At 69.6% G+C, this 19,869-nt stretch carries 13 protein-coding genes and 3 pseudogenes; all 16 read left to right on the top strand.

All coding sequences use genetic code 11. The annotated features are described in order from the left end of the window. Nucleotides 1–4,590: YadA-like family protein (locus tag ABD679_RS15270; RefSeq protein ID WP_425561917.1), on the top strand; the 4,590-nt coding region annotated here is incomplete at its 5' end. Nucleotides 4,591–4,710: 120 nt separating this feature from the next. Beyond that, a complete protein-coding gene (locus ABD679_RS15265; protein ID WP_344760863.1) occupies nucleotides 4,711–5,127 on the top strand; it encodes a post-PEP-CTERM-1 domain-containing protein in 417 nt (138 codons plus the stop codon). A 1,262-nt stretch (nucleotides 5,128–6,389) separates the two neighbouring features. Next, a pseudogene (locus ABD679_RS15260) lies at nucleotides 6,390–6,734 on the top strand (PPC domain-containing protein); the annotation flags it as partial. 172 nt (nucleotides 6,735–6,906) lie between these two features. After that, complete coding sequence (gspE, locus tag ABD679_RS15255) at nucleotides 6,907–8,628, top strand: type II secretion system ATPase GspE (RefSeq protein WP_425561921.1); 1,722 nt, start codon at nucleotides 6,907–6,909, stop codon at nucleotides 8,626–8,628. Nucleotides 8,629–8,642: 14 nt separating this feature from the next. Beyond that, nucleotides 8,643–9,200, top strand: a complete 558-nt coding sequence (locus ABD679_RS15250; RefSeq protein WP_344760861.1) for a hypothetical protein — start codon at nucleotides 8,643–8,645, stop codon at nucleotides 9,198–9,200. Next, nucleotides 9,197–10,414, top strand: coding sequence for a type II secretion system protein XpsF (gene xpsF, locus ABD679_RS15245; RefSeq protein ID WP_344760860.1), 1,218 nt, complete (start codon nucleotides 9,197–9,199; stop codon nucleotides 10,412–10,414). Before ABD679_RS15250 ends, xpsF begins: the two co-directional genes overlap by 4 nt. 158 nt (nucleotides 10,415–10,572) lie before the next feature. After that, on the top strand, nucleotides 10,573–11,007 hold the full coding sequence (gspG, locus tag ABD679_RS15240; RefSeq protein ID WP_344760859.1) for a type II secretion system major pseudopilin GspG: 435 nt from the start codon (nucleotides 10,573–10,575) through the stop codon (nucleotides 11,005–11,007). 277 nt (nucleotides 11,008–11,284) lie between these two features. Then, nucleotides 11,285–11,779, top strand: coding sequence for a type II secretion system protein XpsH (xpsH, locus tag ABD679_RS15235; RefSeq protein ID WP_425561916.1), 495 nt, complete (start codon nucleotides 11,285–11,287; stop codon nucleotides 11,777–11,779). A 176-nt stretch (nucleotides 11,780–11,955) separates the two neighbouring features. Next, a pseudogene (gene xpsI / locus ABD679_RS15230) lies at nucleotides 11,956–12,357 on the top strand (type II secretion system protein XpsI); the annotation flags it as partial. Between the two features lie 230 nt (nucleotides 12,358–12,587). Beyond that, on the top strand, nucleotides 12,588–13,232 hold the full coding sequence (locus tag ABD679_RS15225; protein ID WP_344760857.1) for a prepilin-type N-terminal cleavage/methylation domain-containing protein: 645 nt from the start codon (nucleotides 12,588–12,590) through the stop codon (nucleotides 13,230–13,232). After that, on the top strand, nucleotides 13,229–14,083 hold the full coding sequence (locus ABD679_RS15220) for a type II secretion system minor pseudopilin (RefSeq protein ID WP_344760856.1): 855 nt from the start codon (nucleotides 13,229–13,231) through the stop codon (nucleotides 14,081–14,083). Before ABD679_RS15225 ends, ABD679_RS15220 begins: the two co-directional genes overlap by 4 nt. Continuing rightward, a complete protein-coding gene (locus ABD679_RS15215) occupies nucleotides 14,080–15,252 on the top strand; it encodes a PilN domain-containing protein (RefSeq protein ID WP_344760855.1) in 1,173 nt (390 codons plus the stop codon). The genes ABD679_RS15220 and ABD679_RS15215 overlap by 4 nt, the downstream gene beginning before the upstream one ends. After that, a complete protein-coding gene (gene gspM / locus ABD679_RS15210) occupies nucleotides 15,233–15,850 on the top strand; it encodes a type II secretion system protein GspM (RefSeq protein ID WP_344760854.1) in 618 nt (205 codons plus the stop codon). The genes ABD679_RS15215 and gspM overlap by 20 nt, the downstream gene beginning before the upstream one ends. Next, complete coding sequence (locus tag ABD679_RS15205; protein ID WP_344760853.1) at nucleotides 15,840–16,637, top strand: hypothetical protein; 798 nt, start codon at nucleotides 15,840–15,842, stop codon at nucleotides 16,635–16,637. The genes gspM and ABD679_RS15205 overlap by 11 nt, the downstream gene beginning before the upstream one ends. Nucleotides 16,638–16,646: 9 nt before the next feature. Further along, on the top strand, nucleotides 16,647–18,890 hold the full coding sequence (gspD, locus tag ABD679_RS15200; RefSeq protein ID WP_344760852.1) for a type II secretion system secretin GspD: 2,244 nt from the start codon (nucleotides 16,647–16,649) through the stop codon (nucleotides 18,888–18,890). 45 nt (nucleotides 18,891–18,935) lie between these two features. Beyond that, a pseudogene (locus ABD679_RS15195) lies at nucleotides 18,936–19,769 on the top strand (glycosyltransferase family 2 protein); the annotation flags it as partial. Between the last annotated feature and the right edge of the window lie 100 nt (nucleotides 19,770–19,869).

Raw genomic sequence — 19,869 nt, 5'->3', positions numbered from 1 at the left:
GGTGAAGTGGGCGCCGAGCGCCAGATCACGAACGTGGCGGCGGGCACCGAGGACACCGATGCGGTGAACTTGGAGCAGCTGCAGGACGTGGCGAAGACGGCGGACGACACTGCGCACTTCTTCACGGCAACCGACGATCCGGACCAGGACGGCCAAGGTGCGTATGCCGACGGCATCAACGCCACGGCGGCGGGCGAAGCCACCAATGCGATCGGTGATGGTGCCTCGGCTTACGGCAGCGGCGCGATGGCGATGAACGACTACGCCACCGCGATCGGCTTCAATGCCACGGCCGACGGCGCCAACGCGGCAGCCCTGGGCGCGTCAGCGCAGGCCGCCGGCGAATACGCCACCGCGGTCGGTGCCGAGAGCGCGGCACTGGGCGAGCAGAGCACTGCAACCGGCGCGGCCGCCTATGCGACCGGCGATGGCAGCACGGCGAACGGCGCATTGAGCGATGCGAGCGGTATCGAGTCCACGGCCGCTGGCTACTACAGCACGGCGTCGGGCGATGCCTCCACCGCATTGGGCGCGGAGAGCGTGGCCGCTGGCGTGGAATCAGCCGCGGTCGGTTACGCCAGCGTCGCCACGGGGGTTGGCGCTTCCGCATTCGGTGCCGAGAGCCTGGCGAGCGGCGACTACGCGACCGCGGTCGGTTTGGTGGCCGAAGCCTCGGGTACCAGCAGCACCGCGGTGGGTGAGTTCAGCGTCGCCTCGGGCGAGGAGTCGACCGTCGTGGGCGGCACCGCATACGGGTTCATCAGTGCGGAGGCTTCGGGAGATGCGGCTTCGGCCTTCGGCAACGGCGCCTGGGCCACAGGCGACCAGAGCACCTCCATCGGTTGGATGAGCAGCGCCGACGGTACGAACTCGACCGCGCTCGGTGCAGGCTCGTGGGCCGAGGCGGAAGGTTCGACCGCCCTTGGCGTCGGCGCGTATGCAAGTGCCGACAACAGTGTGGCACTGGGTCTGGGGTCGGTGGCCGATCGCGCCGACAGCGTGTCCGTCGGCGATGTGGGCGAAGAACGCCAGATCACCAATGTCGCAGCCGGCACCGAAGGCACCGACGCGGTGAACCTTGACCAGCTCAACGAGGCTGCCGATGGCGCGTTGCTCGCAGGCAAGTACTTCAAGGCGACGGGCGGTCCGGACAGCGATGCCGGTGCGCTTGCCGACGGTGAGTACGCGACGGCATCCGGTGAGGCAACCAATGCCTTCGGCACGGGCGCTTCGGCGTACGGCAGTGGCGCTAGCGCTGTGGCCGATGGCGCGACAGCTGTCGGTTACGACTCTTTGGCCGCGGGGATGAACAGCGCTGCCTTCGGCCAGAACGCGCAGGCGACCGGCCCGGCTTCTGTGGCGGTGGGTGGCAACGCAGTTGACGAGAACGGCGATCCCTTGATCGTGGACGGGAGTGGCGAACCGGTCGATACCGGTGCGACGAGTGCAGGTGTCGCCGGTACGGCGATCGGTGCGAGCGCGCAGGCCCTCGGATTCGCAGCCACAGCGACAGGCGTGGGCGCATATGCGTCGGGAGCACAGTCCTCTGCGTTCGGCTTGGTAGCCAATGCGGTGGGCGACTATTCGACAGCGGTGGGAACCCAGAGCTTTGCCGCCGGCAACGGCAGCACGGCGGTCGGCGGCCTCGCGGACCTGGTCCCGGGCCTGGGCTTCCTGGTTTCGGCCCAGGCAACGGGCGAAGCCGCTTCAGCCTTCGGTTCGGGTTCGGGCGCGTGGGGAGACTACAGCACAGCCGTCGGTGCACTGGCACAGGCGGATGGCCTCCAAGGCACGTCGCTGGGCTATTTCGCCTACGCCCAAGGTGACACAGCCACTGCCGTGGGTTCCGAGGCGTGGGCACGAGGTGCGAACAGCACGGCTGTCGGCTACTACAGCACGACGTATGGGGTCGACAGCGTGGCGTTGGGTGCCGGCTCGATGGCAGATGCGGACAACAGCGTGGCGCTGGGTGCTGGTTCCTATACGGATCGAGAAAACTCGGTCTCGGTGGGAGATGTGGGCGAGGAACGCCAGATCACCAACGTGGCTGCCGGCACCGAGGACACCGATGCGGTGAACAAGGCGCAACTGGACGAGGTGGCCAAGACGGCGGACAGCGTCGACCACTTCTTCAAGGCGACCGACGACCCGGACAGCGATGGCGTGGGTTCGTACGTGGAAGGCATCAATGCCACGGCGGCGGGCGAGGCGACCAATGCCATCGGCGACGGTGCATCGGCTTACGGCAGCGGCGCGAATGCCATCGGCGCCAACACCGTCGCCGTGGGCCAGAACAGCACGTCCAACGGCGACGGCAGTGTTGCCATCGGCGGCATGGGGCAGGCCTATGACGAGTACAACACTCCGGAAACCGACGGCGACGGGAATCCGCTGTTGATCGGCACCGAAGCCGTGGCGGGTTCCACCGCGGTCGGTGCCGGCGCCCAGGCGACCGGCGCAGGCAGTGCGGCATTCGGCGCGGGTGCGCAGGCATTCGGTGACAACAGTGTCGCCGTCGGCAATCGCACGCTCGTTCCGGGTGCGTGGAGCGTTGCCATGGGCTACAACGCGCAGGCGAAGGGTGAGACGGCAACGGCCGTGGGTGCCTACGCATGGGCGCAGCAGATGAACGCGGTGGCCGTGGGCTACTCCGCCTGGGCTTTGGCAGAGAATGCGCTCGCCCTGGGGGCGGGTGCGATGGCCGATGCGGCCGGCGGTACTGCCATCGGCGTCGAATCGTGGGCCAATGGTGCCAACGCGATCGCACTGGGCAAGGGTGCATTGAGCGTTGCCACCAACTCGATCGCGTTCGGCACTGCCACGCTGGCCGACAGCACCAACGCGATTGCATTTGGTCGTTCAGCGCTGACGTTGGCCGAGAATGGCGTCGGTATCGGCACCCGGGCAACCGTGCACGAGGCAGGCGCGAACAGCGTCGCGATCGGTGCGGACTCCCTTGCGGATGCCGCCAACAGCGTGGCCTTGGGCAGCGGCTCGCTCGCCGACCGCGAGAACACCATTTCGGTGGGCGCGGCGCAGGACTGGGTGGATGACATTGGAGTGACACATTCCGCGATCGACCGCCAGATCACCAACGTGGCTGCCGGCACCGAGGATACCGATGCGGTGAACAAGGCGCAGCTCGACGAAGTCTCCGGCAGCGTCGGTGAGCTTGCCAACAATGCCGTCCAGTACGACGACGCAGGCAAGGGCACCATCACCCTGGCCGGCGACGAGGGCACGGTGATCAGCAATGTCGCGGCCGGCGAGCTGTCGGCCGACAGCACCGACGCGGTCAACGGCAGCCAGCTGTTCGAGACCAACCAGCGGGTAGGTGTCGTCGAGGGCCGCGTGGATGATCTCGACACCCGCGTGGATGGCATCGAAGGCGGTGTTGCCAACGCCGTGCAGTACGACGACGACAGCAAGGCCACGGCCACGCTTGCCGGCGAGGACGGTACGGTGATCGGCAACCTCGCAGCCGGCACGGTCAGCGCCAGCAGCACGGAGGCCATCAACGGCAGCCAGCTGTACGGTGCACTCGACAGCACTGCCGCGATCCTTGGCGGCGGGGCTTCGGTCACGGCATTCGGCACCATCGCGGCGCCGAGCTACCTGATCCAGGGCAGCAATTACTTCAGTGTGGGTGATGCGCTTGGTGCGCTGGATGCCTCGATCTCCCAGATCGACCAGCGCCTGACGGTGGTCGAGGGCAGTGGCAGTGGCGGCGCGGCGCCGGGTACGACGACCGACGATCGCATCAAGGTCGACGGTGACAAGGCGGCCAGCGTGGGCGAGGGGAGCAACGGCGTGGCGGTTGGTTCGGACTCCAGCGCCAACGGCAGCAATGGTGTGGCGGTCGGTGGTGGCGCATTCGCGGCCGGCCCCAACGACACCGCGATCGGCGGCAATGCTTCGGTCGGTGCGGACGGCAGTACGGCGGTGGGTGCCAACACCAGCATCAGCTCCGATGCCACCAATGCGGTTGCGATCGGCGAGGGGGCCAGCGTCAGCGCGGCCTCGGGCACGGCGGTGGGCCAGGGCGCTTCCGTCACCGGCACCAACAGTGTCGCACTGGGCCAGGGTTCGACCGCGGATCGCGACAACACCGTTTCGGTCGGCAGCGTCGGCAACGAGCGCCAGGTGACCAACGTCGCCGACGGTACCGAAGCCACCGATGCGGTGAACAAGGGCCAGCTCGACAGCGGCGTCGCCGAGGCCAAGACCTATACCGACACCACCGCGACGCAGACGCTGTCGTCCGCCAACACCTACACCGACGCCAAGTTCGCCGCCTGGGACGACCAGTTCACCGCCTACCAGGGCGAGGTGCGCGAGCGCTTCCGCGAGCAGGACCGCCGCATCGACAAGCAGGGTGCGATGGGTGCGGCGATGCTCAACATGGCCACCAGCGCCGCGGGCATCCGCACGCAGAACCGGGTGGGCGTGGGCGTCGGCTTCCAGCACGGGGAGAGCGCGCTTTCGGTCGGGTACCAGCGTGCGATCAGCGATCGCGCGGTGATCACCATCGGCGGTGCGTTCAGCGGCGACGAGTCTTCGGTCGGCCTTGGCGCCGGCTTCGGTTGGTAACGCAGGAATGGAAATGGTTGTAAACCAGATCCAGCAATACCCGGTAGGCCCGGGCCAGCGGCAACGGCATGGGCAAGTCGGTTCGTTTCAGTACGTTCTTTCAACGGGAGGAATCCAGTGATGCAGAAGAAACTGATGGGGGCGGTGGCAGTTGCTGCCGTCGCCACGCTCGCCGCGAGCGGCGCCGCCATGGCAGCGCAGCCCGTGTCGAAGGCCAAGCCGACGACCGTGGTCTACCAGGGGGTGCAGGTGGCGATTGATCCGGCCACCGGGCGCCTGCGTGCTCCCAACGCCGTGGAGCGCCGCGCGCTCAGCCAGGCGCTGGTCAGGAACCAGGCGAATAGCGTGCGCCCGCTCGACGAAACCCAGGCGCGGGCCACTTTCAAGCGCAACCGGCGCACCGGCATGATGTCCATGCAGGTTCCGGAGACGCAGGTCAGCTATCTGACCGCCCACCGCACCGACGACGGCAAGATTGAGGTCGGTCATGAGGACATCGCGGTAGATGGCGCCCAGGCGACGGAGGTGACTCCATGAACCGCAACCTCCTGTTTGCCGCCCTGCTGGCGGCCGGTCTTGCGCAAGCGGGCCTCGCGGACGCCGCGGACATCAAGATCGTCAACCTCGATCAGGGCACCGGGCAGGGTCTGGATGATCCCACGCCTACCACCCCGATCGGCGGCAACCCCGGCACCACCAAGGGCGAGCAGGCGCAGATTGTCTTCCAGTTCGCGGCGGACCTGTGGGGTGCGGCGTTGGAAAGCGACGTCGAGATCCTCAACACCGTGACCTTCCAGCCGCTGGCCTGCGACGCGACGTCCGGCGTGCTCGGCTCTTCCGGCACCAACTACATCTTCGCGTTCGAAGATGGCCCGGACCTGCCGCCCGGCATGTTGGCGGAAACCTGGTACCACTCGGCCCTCGGCGACGCGATCGCCGGCACCGACCTTGGCATCATCAACGACCTGCCGGCCGACACGCCCGACATTATCAGCCAGTTCAACGGCAAGCTCGGCGAGCCCGGCTGCCTGACAGGAAACGGCTGGTACTACGGCTTGGACGGCAATACGCCTTCCGACCGCATCAGCCTGATCGACGTGATCATGCACGAAATGGCCCACGGCCTCGGCTTCTCCGGCTTCAACAACCTGGCCTCGGGTGCGTTGAACCAGGGCATCCCTGATGTCTACTCCACGTACGTTGCCGACAACAGCACTGGCAAGAACTGGGTCGACATGACCGATGCCGAGCGCGTCGCCGCCGCCAAGAACAATGGCCACCTGGTGTTCTTTGGCCAGAACGTCAAGGACGAAGCGCCGCTGGTCCTCACCTCGGGCACGGACGACGACGGCAACGTCAAGTTGTACGCGCCCACCGCGCTGGCACAGGGATCATCGTTCTCGCACTACGACACGAGCCTGACCATGAACGCGCTGATGGAGCCGTTCATCAACGACTCGCTGTCCGCGGACGTGTTGCTCGACCTGACGCCCGCGCTGTTCAAGGACGTCGGCTGGACTGTCAACGGCGGCAACCAGATGCTGCTCGACTGCGACACGGGCGTGCCGACCAGCGTTACCGGCGGCCTGATCGCCGGCGCGAACATCTATGCCAGCGCCAAGGCGTTCGCCGGCGGGGCGGAAAACCTGCTGGTCTACCGCGACCAGATCCGCGATCACGCCGACGTGCTCGCCGACGACGAGGTAATTACGCCGGACCAGCACACCTCGCTGCTGGCGTGCCTCACCGACGAAGCCACCGCTACCCAGTTCGAGGAGTGGGGCAACGGTGACACCGGCGAGCCCTGCGATCCGGAAACGGAAGAGTGCGGTCCCGACGTTCCCGATGCGATTGCGCTGACCAACAAGGTCCCGGTCACGGGCCTGTCGGGCACCGGCGGCGAAGTGCTGTACAGCTTCGAGGCCGAGGCGGGTTCGGTGCTGAGCATCATGACCTACGGCGGCACAGGTGACGTGTCCGTCTATGTCAGCCTGGGCGAGGAGCCGACCGCGGACAGCTACGACAGCAGGTCGACCCGCGCCGGCAACAGCGAGACCGTGCGTTTCACCGCTCCCGAAGCGGGCACGTACTACATCAAGCTGGCCGGCACCTACGGCCGCCTGACCCTGGTCGCGCGCCAGTAAGGCGATCGGGATCCCGATCGGTGGTACCCGGACCCCGGCTTCGGCCGGGGTCCTTCTTTTCCGGCGTCTGAACGGCGTCGTGATGCGGCGCAAGCTGCGGTCGGAGCATTCGGCAAGCTGCTAAAGTCGACTCCCCATGCAGGAGCGGAACGTGAACGCGGCTGCCGACGCCATTGCCAACGAACACGACCTGGAAGCGGGCGCGAGCGAACGCATCGTCGCCGCCCTGCTCGCGAAGGGCCGGCTGAAGGAGTCCGATCTGGCGCGTGCGCGGCGCCTGCAGGACGAGGCGGGGGGCGACCTGCTGGCGCTGCTCGGCCGGCTCGGGCTGGTATCCGAGCGCGACCACGCCGAGACCTGCGCCGAGGTCATGCAGCTGCCGCTGGTGTCGGGCAAGGACGCACCGGAAACGCCGCCGGAGCTGGTGTCGGATTCGCAGCCGCTGTCGCTGCGCTTCCTCAAGCAGTTCCACCTTTGTCCGCTGGGCGAGCGCGAAGACCGGCTGCTGCTGTGGATGGCCGATCCGCACGACCACTACGCGATCGATGCGGTGCGGCTGGCGACCGGGAGCGACATCGAACCCTGCGTCGGGCTGCGCTCGGAGATCGACGACCTGATCGAACGCTGGCACGGCCAGGGCCGCAGCGCGATGGGTACCATCGTCGAGACCGCCGATGGCGAAACCTCCGGCGACATGGACGACGTCGAGCACCTGCGCGACCTCGCGTCCGAGGCGCCGGTCATCCGACTGGTCAACCTGGTGATCCAGCGTGCGGTCGAGATGCGCGCGTCCGACATCCACATCGAACCGTTCGAGAACCGCCTCAAGGTGCGCTACCGCGTCGACGGCGTGCTGCAGGAGGGCGAAAGCCCGCCGACCAGCCTCACCGCGGCGGTGATCAGCCGCATCAAGATCATGGCCCGGCTCAACATCGCCGAGCGCCGCCTGCCGCAGGACGGCCGCATCATGCTGCGCGTGCAGGGCAAGGAGCTGGACCTGCGCGTGAGCACCGTACCCACTGCGCACGGCGAAAGCGTGGTGATGCGCCTGCTCGACCGCGAGACGGTGGTGTTCGATTTCCACCGGCTCGGCTTCACCGACAATTTCCTGCCGCAGTTCGAACACGTGCTGCAGCAGCCGCACGGCATCCTGCTGGTCACCGGCCCCACCGGCTCGGGCAAGACCACGACGCTGTACACCGCGCTGAGCAAGCTCAACACCAGCGACGTCAAGATCATCACCGTCGAGGATCCGGTCGAATACCAGATCGAGGGCATCAACCAGATCCAGGCCAAGCCGCAGATCGGGCTGGATTTCGCCAACGCGCTGCGCAGCATCGTCCGCCAGGACCCCGACATCATCATGATCGGCGAAATGCGCGACCTGGAAACCGCGCGCATCGCGATCCAGTCCGCGCTCACCGGCCACCTGGTGCTCAGCACCCTGCACACCAACAACGCCGCCGGTGGCATCACCCGCATGCTCGACATGGGCGTCGAGGACTACCTGCTCACGTCCACCATCAACGGCATCCTCGCCCAGCGCCTGGTGCGCCGCCTCGAACCCACCCACGCCGAGCGCTATCCCGCCTCGCCGGAGGAGATCGAGCGCTTCGGCCTGCGCCGCCACCAGCCCGAGGGCGAGATCTTCCTGTACCGCCCGCGCGGTTCGGCGATCGCGCCCACGGGCTACCTCGGCCGCACCACGATCCTGGAATTCCTCGTCATGAACGACGAACTGCGCCGCGCGGTGATGCGCCACGCCGGCATGGGCGAACTCGAACAGATCGCCCGCCAGTCCGGCATGCGCACGATGTACGAGGACGGCATTCTCAAGGCGCTGGCGGGCGAGACCACGATCGAGGAAGTGCTGCGGGTGACGGAGGACGGATGACACCGAAGTGGCCGATGGCATTCGCGCTGGTGGCCGCGATGCTGGCCGTGGCCCCCGCGCACGCGCTCTCCCGATACAACGATGGCCAGGTGACGGTGGCGATGATCGACGGGAAGCCGTGCTTCGCGGTGGACCGCTACCTCGGGCCGATTTCGCTGATCCACACGCGCAAGATCAAGCCGAGGGCCGGGCAGTTCGTGGTCAGCCGGGTCGTCGTCGACTCCGCGCGCCAGCCGTTCAACACGGTGTGGCAGGTCGAAGCGCCCAGGGACAGCGGCGGCTGGCGGCTGGATCCCGGGCAATGCCTGGACATGGGGGGTGTCCTGCCCGGTACGGATGCTATCGTCGCGCCGGATGCATGGCCCCTGCCGCCGGGACTCTACAAGGTCACGTTGTGGGCCGAGGATCTGAGGCGCGATGCCGCACCCAGGCTCAGCGCGACCTTCTGCGTGCTGGCCGACGGACGCCTGCAGAATGTGGAGCGCAGGGACGGAAAGGATCAGTGCATTGGAAAGATGATCGATGAGGGACGTTACGTGGTCGCGCCGGCAACCTTGGCGGTGAAGTCGTGACGCTCTACCACTACAAGGCCCTCAACACCCGCGGCGAGACGCTCCACGGCCAGATGGAAGCGGCCAGCGATGCCGAGGTGGCGCTGCGCCTGCAGGAGCAGGGGCACCTGCCGATCGAGGCGAAGCCGGCCGGGGAGGGTGGCGGCGAGCCGGTGTGGCGCACGCTGTTCAAGCCCAAGCCCTTCGCGGGCGAGCGGCTGGTGCAGTTCACCCAGCAGCTGGCGACGCTGCTGGGGGCAGGACAGCCGCTCGATCGCGCACTGGGCATCCTGCTTGAACTGCCGGAGGACGAGGGCGCCCGGCGCACCATCTCCGACATCCGCGACGCGGTGCGCGGCGGTGCGTCGCTGTCGACCGCGCTTGAACGCCAGCACGGCATGTTCTCGCGCCTGTACATCAACATGGTGCGCGCCGGCGAGGCCGGCGGCAGCCTGCAGGAAACCCTGCAGCGGCTGGCCGACTACCACGAGCGCAGCAATGCGCTGCGCGGTCGCGTCATCAATGCGCTGATCTACCCGGCGATCCTGTTGCTGATGGTGAGCGGCTCGCTGCTGTTCCTGCTCGGCTACGTGGTGCCGCAGTTCGCCGGCATGTACGAAAGCCTCGACGCGCAGATGCCGTGGTTCACGCAGTTGGTGCTCGGCGTGGGGTTGTTCGTGCGCGACTGGTGGATCGTGCTGGTCGTGGTGCCGGCACTGCTGCTGTGGTGGCTGGACCGCAAGCGCCGCGATCCCGTGTTCCGGGCGCGCCTGGACGAATGGATCCTGCGCCGCAAGCTGGCCGGGTCGCTGGTCGCCAGGCTCGACACCGCGCGGTTGATGCGCACGCTGGGCACGCTGCTGAAGAACGGCGTGCCGCTGCTGGCCGCGCTCGGCATCGGCCGCAACGTGCTGCTCAACCGCACCCTGGCCGACGACGTCGATGCCGCCGCCACCGAGGTGAAGAACGGCGTCGGCCTGTCCACCGCGCTGGCACGCGGCAAGCACTTCCCGCGGCTGGCGCTGCAGATGATCCAGGTGGGCGAGGAGTCGGGTGCGCTCGACACGATGCTGCTCAAGACCGCGGACACCTTCGAGCAGGAAACCGGGCAGGCGCTCGACCGCATGCTCGCGGCGCTGGTGCCGGTGATCACGCTGGTGCTGGCGGGCATCGTTGGCGCCGTCATCCTGGCGGTGCTGATCCCGATCTATGACCTGACCAATTCGATTTCATGATGGACGAACGGGCACGCGCCTTGTGCGGGCGGCTTCAGCCGCGGGCCCTGGCCGAAGCGTCCCGGAAAGCCCGCGGCTGAAGCCGCTCCCGCGGGGCCGGCGGAGCGAATCCGTACGATTGCCCCGGAACCACGGACAACTGCAAAGAGGAATTCCCAATGCGAATCAACCGTTCCATCACCCGCTCCCCGCGCCCGGCCGCGCAGGCGGGCTTCAGCCTGATCGAAATCATCATCGTCACCGTGCTGATCGGCGGGATCGTGGCGTTCGCTGCCAGCCGCGTGCTGGGCGGCGGCGACAAGGCCCGCTTCAAGCTCGCGCAGGCCACGGTGCAGACCATGGCCGAGAAGATCCAGTCCTACGAAACCGACACCGGCAGCTTCCCCGGTTCGCTGGAGGACCTGGTGCGCCAGCCCGGCAACGCCAGCGGCTGGCTCGGCCCGTATGCGAAAGAAGCCGACCTGAAGGATCCATGGGGCACGCCGTACGTGTACCGTGTGCCCGGCGAGAACGGCGGCTTCGACCTGCTCAGCCTCGGCGCCGACCGCAAGGAAGGCGGCACCAGCGTCGACGCCGACATCAAGTACGAGTGACGCAGCGGTGGCGTGCGCGGCCGCTCCGGATTGTCTTGCCTTGAAGAAGGACAGGGTCGTCGCGCGCGGTCGGGATCAGAAGCCGGAGGTTGGGGGCGCGGCGGCCCTGTGCGAGCGGCCATGGCTGCGATTGGCGGGTGGCGTTGGGAATAAGTGCAGAACCCCGGCGATTGGTTGGTGCAAGCCGTTCCGACGGCATCCTTGGTGTCGCGCCGGCCTGTTCGCGGGGGCGGGGCGATTCGTTGGGACAAGCCGTTCCGACGGCATCATTGATGTCGTGCCGGTGTGTTCGCGGGGGCGGGGCGTCATTCGTGCGCCGTCGGTTCGGCCGCGGAGGCGGGGATTCACCCTGCTGGAGATGGTGGTGGTGATGGTCATCATCGCCGCCGCGATGCTGCTGGGCATGATGGCGACCACCGGCGGCACCGGACGCATGCAGCTGCACTCGAGCACCAAGCAGATCGCCGCCAACCTGCGCTACACGCGCGCGCAGGCAATCGCCACCGGGCAGCCGCAGCGCTTCACCATCGATCCGCGTGCGCGCACCTGGCAGGCGCCGAAGGGCCGCCACGGCACGATCCCCGGCGCGCTGGAGGTCAACTTCACCGGCGCCCGCCAGGTGCAGCCGCAGGCGGGCACCGGCGCAATCGTGTTCTTCGACGACGGCGCGTCCACCGGCGGCCGCGTGCAGCTGGCCCGCGACGGCGCGGTATGGAACGTGGACGTGGCCTGGTTGACGGGCGAAGTGACCCTGGAGCGCGCGCGGCAATGAAGACGGGCGCGCGGACGGGAGCCGGGGATCGCGGCCCGGAAGCCGGGGAGCTGCGGGAGCGGTCATGGCCGCGATTTTTTGCGGGGGATCGTGGCCATGGCTGCTCCCACGGGGCTTGCCGGCGCCGCGCTGTCGTTTCCCCATGCCCGAGTCCCCAGCGCCCAGCCCCAGCCGCGCGCCAGCGCGGCTTCACACTGATCGAGATCGTCATCGCCTTCGCCGTACTCGGCCTGGCGCTGACCCTGCTGTTGGGCACGCTGTCGGGTTCGGCGCGCGAGGTGCGCGATTCGGCCGACGCCGGGCGCGCGGCGCTGCACGCGCAGTCGCTGCTCGACCAGGTCGGCGTCGGCGAGGGGCTGCAGCCGGGCAGCCGCGACGGCGACTTCGAGGACGGCCGCTACCGCTGGAGCCTGCGCATCGACCCCTACGTCGACCCCACCCAGCGCCGGCGCGACACGATCGAGCCGGGCGCGGCGCGGCTGATGCTGCTGGCGCTGCACGTCGAGTGGGGCGAAGGCGGCCCGCGCCAGCGGCTGGACCTGCAGTCGCTGCGGCTGGCGCAGCCGGAGGGGTTGTGATGGCCGGGGGCCGGGGGTCTGGGACGAGGGACCAGATGCGGCAGGCTGTCTGGTCGGTGCCCTCTTGGGAGCGACCGCGGTTGAGATGCTGGCTGCGGGACATTGATCGCGGCCGTGGGCGTTTCCGTGAAATCTTCATGGCCGGGCGCGGGCGGCTGTTGGTTGCGGAAGCAAAACCCCGGCGATTCGCTGGTGCAAGCCGTTCCGACGGCTTCACTCCCGTCAAATCGGTGGGGTCGCGGGGGCGGGGCTTCACCCTGATCGAAGTCCTCATCGCCACCACCCTGCTCGCGGCCGGCCTCGCGCTTGCGTTCGCGACCGTGCGCGCGGCCACAGCGACCGCGCAGCGGGGCGAGCAGCTGTCGCAGCGCAGCGAGCGCATGCGCGCGGTCGAGGGGTTCCTGCGCCGGCGCATTACTTCGGCGCTGCCGATCGGCTTCGAGACCCTGCCCGACACCGGCGAACAGCTCCGCTTCACCGGCGAACCGACGCGGATGCGCTTCGTCGCCGACCTGCCGGACTACCTCGGGCGCGGCGGGCCGCACCTGCACGATATCGAAGTCCTCGACGACGGCGACGGCCTGCGCCTGGCGGTGTCGTTCACCATGGTCGCGGCCGGGCAGACGCTGCCCGTCGCGGGCGAACCGCGGCCGCCGGACACGCTCGCCGCCGACCTGTCCGAGGTGCGCTTGCGCTACCGCGGGCTGGACGAGCAGAACCAGCTCGGCGAGTGGCAGGATGAATGGGAAACACCGGGCACGCTGCCGCTGCAGGTATCGGTCGACATCGTCGACGCCGACGGCCGGCAGTGGCCGTCGCTGGTCGTGGCGTTGCCGCAGGCCGGTGCCGGCGGCGACGGGGGGCTGTTCCGGTGAGGCACGAACGCGGCGTCGCGCTACTGCTGGTGCTGTGGCTGACCATGCTGCTGGCGGCGGTGGTGGGCGCGTTCGCGCTGACCGCGCAGATGGAGAAGCTGCAGGGCCGCACGCTCAGCCGCGGCATCGTCGCCGAACAGGCCGCGCGCGCGGGCGTGGAATACGCGTTGACCCGCCTCGTCGACACCGATCCGAGGCGCCGCTGGCTGCCCGACGGGCGCGCCTACGACTGGGCCTTCGCCGGCACCCGCGTGCGCATCGAGGCGATCGACGAATCCGGCAAGGTCGACCTCAACGCCGCCGATGTCGACCTGCTTGCGCGGCTGTTCGTCGCGGTCGGGGTCGACCAGGCCGAGGCGACCGCGATCGCGTCGGCGATTGCCGACTGGCGCGACAGCGACGACCTCTACCAGCCGCAGGGCGGCGCCGAGACCCCGTCCTACGTCAGCGCCGGCCTGCCCTGGGGCGCCAAGAATGCACCGTTCGACACCGTGGCAGAGGTCGAGCAGGTGCTGGGCATGACCCCGGCGATCTACGCCAAAGTGGCGCCGCTGCTGACGGTCTACAGCGGCCAGGCGCGGCCGGACCCGAACTTCGCCGGCGCGCAGGTGCTGCAGGCGATGGGCGAGGACGCCGAGCCGATCCTCGCGCGGCGCAGGGCGCGCACGCCATCGCCGGACGACGCATTCCTCGGCGGCGGCAGCGGAACGTATAGTATCGACAGCCGCGCGCGGCTTCCGAACGGCCGCCAGGCCACCCTGCGGGTGGTCGTGCGCGCGGGGATCGGGAACGTGCCCGGTTCGTCCTACACCGCACTGCGATGGGAACAGGGAGCCACGGCACCACGATGACGGCGGCAGTCGACAATTCCGCGACGCCATCGCTCCGGCAGCGGCTGGAGGGCGCGGGCCTGCGCCTGCGGCCGGGGCTGGGCGGCTTCTGGGCGTGGTGGACGCAGGCGCTGGCGAGCTGGCTGCCGGCGCGCATGCGCAGCCTGCTCGGGCTGGCGCGCGAGCGCATGCTGCTGCAGCGCTCGGGCGACGAGCTGCGATTGGCGCTGGTGCGCGAGGACGGGATGCGCACGGTCGGTTCGCTGCCGTGGACGCCGGGCGAGGCGGCGCGCGAGGACGACGTGCTCGCCTCGCTGCTGCCGTCGCGCCTGGTCGACATGCCGCGCTGGCTGCTGCTGCCGGCGGGCGCCGGCCTGCGTCGCCGCCTGTCGCTGCCCGCCGCGGCCGCCGAACGCCTGCGCGACGTGGTCGCCTTCGAAATCGACCGGCAGACGCCGTTCTCGGCCGCCGACGTGCACTACGACGCGCGCGTCGTCGCGCGCCGGGGCGAGCAGCTCGATGCCGACCTGGTGGTCGTGCCGCGCGCGACGATGGACGCCGCGCTGGCCTCGCTGGGCAATCTTGCCGGCACCGTCGCCGGCGTCGACATGGCCGGCGAAGACGGCGCGCCGCTGGGTATCAACCTGCTGTCCGACGCCGCGCGCCGCCGCCGCGCGGACCCGTGGCGGGCCTGGAACTGGGCGTTCGCGGTGGTGGCGGTGGTCGCCGTGGCGCTGGCGATGTGGCAGTTCCTGTCCAACCGCAACGCGGTCGCGGACGCCTTCGCACAGCAGGCCGACGCGCGCGCGCGGCAGGCGCGCGGGGTAGCGGACGAAAAGCGCCAGCTGGTCGACCTGGTCGAGGGCATGGCCTTCCTGCAGCGCACCCGCGCCGCGCGCCCGACTACGGTGGAGGTGCTGGACGAACTTGGCCGCCGGCTGCCGGACTCGACCTACCTGGAGAAGCTGTCGATCGAAGGCAACCAGATCCTGCTGATCGGCCAGAGCAGCGAAGCCTCGGCGCTGGTCGGCCAGCTCGAAGGCTCGACGCTGTGGCGCTCGCCGGCGCTGACCGGCGCGCTGCAGCCCGACCCGCGCACCGGCCGCGACCGTTTCACCCTGTCCGCGCAACTCGCCGTCGACGAGGCGCCATCGAACCCGGGAGCGGCCAATGCGCGCGGCCAACGCTGACCGCGACCGCTGGCTGGCGCTGGCGATCCTCCTCGCGCTGCTGGGGCTGGCCTACCTGGTGCTGGTGCACCCGTGGTGGACGGTGCCGATGCTGCAGGTCAACGAGCGCATCGATGACCTGCGCGAGCGCGACCTGCGCGCGCGCATGGCGCTGCGGCAGGCGCCGGAGGTGCGCAAGCAGCTGGAGGCGGTGCGCGCGCAGTCGGCCGGGATCCCCGGTTTCATGCCCCAGCGCAGCCCGGAGCTGGCCACCTCGGCGCTGGTGCAGCGGCTGGAAACGGCCGTGCTCGAAGCCAGCCCCGGCAACCGCAGCTGCGCGATCATCAACCGTTCGCCGCTGACCGAGGCGCGCAAGCAGCGCTTCCCGCGCGTGGCCGTGCAGGTGCGCATGCGCTGCGGCAACCCCGAGCTGGCGGCCGTGCTGCATTCGCTGGAAAGCGGCTCGCCGCGGATGTTCATCGACAACCTCAACGTGCTGACCCTGGGCAACTTCCGCTCGCGCGGCATGCGCGTCGAGGGCGGCGGCGGACTCGACGTGAGTTTTGACCTCTACGGCTACCTGCAGCCCCCGGCCGGAGCGCCCGCCGATGCGCGCTGACACCGCCAGCGCCCGCACCTGGCTGCTCGGCGCCGTGGCCGCGTGGGCCCTGTGCGCGTGGCTGCTGGCGCTGCTGGGCATGGGCGGCAGCGTCGAGCCGCTGGACGAGGACCCGGCGCTGCTGCAGCCGCTGCCGCAGGTCGCCGGCGTGCCGGAGCCGCGCCTGGGGCCGCTGGCGCAGTACGAGGAGATCGCGCGCCGGCCGCTGTTTTCCGACAACCGCCGCCCGCAGCCGTTCGTGATCAATCCCGGCGACGAGAACGCCGCGAAGAAAGGCTTCGACTACGTGCTGACCAGCGTGATGATCGCACCGGATTTCCGCATGGCGATCCTGCAGCCCAGCGAAGGTGGGGACCCGGTGCGGGTCAAGGTCGGCGCGGCGCCGGAACCTGCGCCCGGCTGGCGGCTGGTCTCGCTGGAGCCGCGCCTGGCGGTGTTCGACGGTCCCGAGGGCGAGCGCAAGCTGCAGTTGCGGACGTTCGACGGCGAAGGCGGCATCCCGCCGACGCCGTCCACGGCGCCGGACGGCAACGCCCGGGAGCGGCCGGCGCGGCGCGCGCCGGACATGGCCGGGCCGTCGCCGGCCGAACCGCGCCCGGCCAGCGTGGACGAAACCGACGCCGACGCCGACGCGGCCGCCCCGGCCGCCGCGGAAGACGCGCCCGAGCCCAAGGAGCCCAAGGCCGACAACCGCGCCTCCGCCGAACAGATCGACGCCATCCGCAAGCGCATCGAGGAACGCCGCGCCAAGCTGCGCCAGGATGCCGCCGCGGGCAACAAACCGTAGAGTGCACGCATGAATCTCCGCTTCCCGTTCCAGGCGTTCGCCGCCGCCCTCCTCGCGACGCTGCTGGCCGCGTGTTCGACCATGCCCGCGCCCAGCCTCAGCCGTGCCGATCATGCCGCCGCGCCCGACGCGGGCGAAGCGGGCAGGGCGGGTACGGCCGGCCCGGTCTCGGCCGACACGCTGCCCGACGCCGAAGCCGGCCTGCCGCAGGCGCAGATCCGCCGCGGCAGCGGCCGCACCATCAACGGCAACGTGGCCGCCTCGCCGCCGCCCAACCTGGCCGGCACCAGCGGCGAGGCCACCTTCAACTTCGAGGGCGAGTCGCTGCAGGCCGTGGTCAAGGCGATCCTTGGCGACATGCTCGGCCAGAACTACGTCATCGCCCCCGGCGTACAGGGCACGGTGACCTATGTGACGTCCAAGCCGGTGAGTCCGGCCGAGGCGCTGAGCCTGCTGGAAATGGTGCTGGGCTGGAACAACGCCCGCATGATCTACAGCGACGGCCGCTACAATATCGTCCCGGCCGATACCGCCATGGCCACCGGCGCGGTCGCCCCGCGTACCGGTTCGCTGACCGGCGTACGTGGCTTCCAGACCCGCGTGGTGCAGCTCGACTACATCTCGGCCACCGAGATGGAGAAGATCCTCAAGCCGTACGCACGGCCCAACGCCATCGTCAACGTCGACGGCGGGCGCAACGTCATCACCGTGGCCGGCAGCCGCACGGAGCTGGAAAACTACCTGCGCACGATCGCCATCTTCGACGTCGACTGGATGTCCAGCATGTCGGTGGGCGTGTTTCCGCTGCAGTACGGCAAGGCCACCAAGGTGGTACAGGACCTGGAGAAGGTGTTCGGCGAACAGAGCAAGACGCCGGTGGCCGGCATGTTCCGCTTCATGCCGCTGGAGGGCGCCAACGCGGTGCTGGTGATCACGCCGCAGGCCGAGTACCTCGACCAGATCCAGCAGTGGCTGGAGCGCATCGACGGCGCGGGTGCCGGGATGCAGCTGTTCTCGTACGAGCTGAAGTACATCAAGGCCAAGGACCTGGCCGACCGCCTGTCCGAGGTCTTCGGTGGCAGCAGCAGCGGCTCGCGCACCGGGACCGGTGGTGACGGCGACATCTCGCTGGCGCCGGGCGCGGATCCGTTCTCGGTGGGCTCAGGCGGCAAGGGCGGGAGCGGTTTCGATGACATGGACGACTCGCTGTCCGGCGGCATGGACGGTGGCATGGGCGGGACGACGGGCAGCGGGCTCGGCGAAGGTTCGCTGCACCTGGATCCGCGCCAGAGCGGCAATGCCAGCGTCACCCTGGAAGTCGAGGGCGACCGCGTCGGCGTGTCAGCGGTCGACGAGACCAACACCCTGCTGGTGCGCACCACTTCGCGCGCGTGGAAGTCGATCCGCGACGTGGTCGAGCGGCTGGACGTGATGCCGATGCAGGTGCACATCGAGGCACAGATCGCGGAGGTGACGCTCGGCGGCGACCTCCAGTACGGCGTGAACTGGTACTTCGAGAATGCCGTGCAGGACGTGGGGGATCTGCCCAATGCCGCAGGCCGCACCATCTGGGGCGACATCGCCGGCAGCCTGATCCCCGGATCGGATTCCGGTGGCGGCCTGAGCTGGACGTTCCTTGGCCGCAACGCCGCGGCGGTCATCAGCGCGCTGGACAAGGTGACGGACGTGCAGGTCCTGCAGTCTCCGTCGGTGCTCGTGCGCAACAACGCCGAAGCCACGTTCAACGTCGGCAGCAAGATTCCGATCTCGTCGGTTTCGTTCGACCCGGGCACCGGCAGTACCGGCGTCTACAACAACGTGCAGTACATGGAGACCGGCACCATCCTCAACGTGCGCCCGCGGGTGACGAAGGACGGGATGGTGTTCCTCGACATCGTGCAGGAGGTCAGCACGCCCGGTTCGCAGGCGACCGCCGACGACCATGGCAACGTGCGCATCGATACCCGCAAGCTCAAGACCCAGGCTGCCGTGCACAGCGGCGACACGGTGATGCTGGCCGGCCTGATCAAGGATGAAGTCGGGCGCAGCTCCAGTGGCCTGCCCGGTCTGAGCCGGATCCCGATCATCGGTGGACTGTTCGGCCAGCAGAAAACCAACACCGGCCGCAGCGAGGTCATCATCCTGCTCACGCCGGTGATCGTGCGCAACGCGCAGGAAGCCGCCGACCTGACCGACGAGTACAGCCGCCGCTTCCGCGCCATGGAACCGCTGAACCCGAAGCGGACGAAGTGATGCGCGCGCGGTGCGGCGCGAAAGGCAAGTGCTGAGCCTGCCGCCATGAGCGAGCTGCCCATCGTGCTGCTGCCGGTCGGCGTCGACGACGATGCGCTCGACGCCTGCCTGGCCGCGCTGGACGCCGGCACGCCCGCCGGCAGCCGCGTGTGGCTGGCCGACGACGCGCAGTCCGGGCCGCGCGGCTACGCCATCATCGAGCGCTGGATCGAGCGCACCGCGCTGCGCGCCGACTACACGCGCCGCGCGCGTTCGATCGGGCAGGTCGCACACCTCGATGAAATGCTGCGCGCCTGCGGCGACGCCGACGTGATCGTGCTGGCGCCGGACGCGATCCCCGCGCCCGGCTGGGCAGTACAGCTGGCGGCGTGCTTCGCGCGCGATGCCTCCATCGCCACCGCCACGCCCTGGTGCAATGCCGGCGAGACCACCGCCTGGCCGCGCTGCGGCGAAGTCGCGCCGATTCCCGGCGACACGGGGCGCGTCGCGCAGGCCGCGGCGGCGATGCCGCCGAAGCATCCAGAGCTGCCGGCCGCCGTCGACCACGCGGTGATGCTGCGCGGCAGCGCGCGCGCCAGGGCCGGCGGCCTGGACAGCGCCAGCTACGCCTCGTGGTACGCGGCACTGATCGACCTGTCGCTGCGGCTGGCGGGACTGGGCTGGCGCAACGCGCTGTGCGAAACCGCGTTCGTCGCCCGCGGCGGCGAGGGCGGCCCGGCCGAAGGCGACCTCGACGCACTGGCCGGCCGCTGGCCCGCCTGGCACGCGCGCCTGGCCAACTTCCTGATGCACGACCCGCTGGCCGATGCGCGCGACGCCCTGTCGCGGCTGGAGATGCTGGTCGACACGCCCCAGGCGCAGCGCGACCTGTTCACGGCAGCGCAGGCGGGCGAAGAGGTGGTTGGCGACGCGCCCGAAGACGGCGCGGAGAACGCGTCGGATGTGCCGGGTGACGATGCCTTCGACGCCGCTGCCGCCG

Origin of the sequence: Luteimonas lutimaris, from assembly GCF_039537065.1 — a bacterium.
GTDB lineage: Bacteria > Pseudomonadota > Gammaproteobacteria > Xanthomonadales > Xanthomonadaceae > Luteimonas > Luteimonas lutimaris.
Note: the sequence above shows the minus strand (reverse complement) of the source record. Positions and strands in the feature narration are given on the sequence as shown.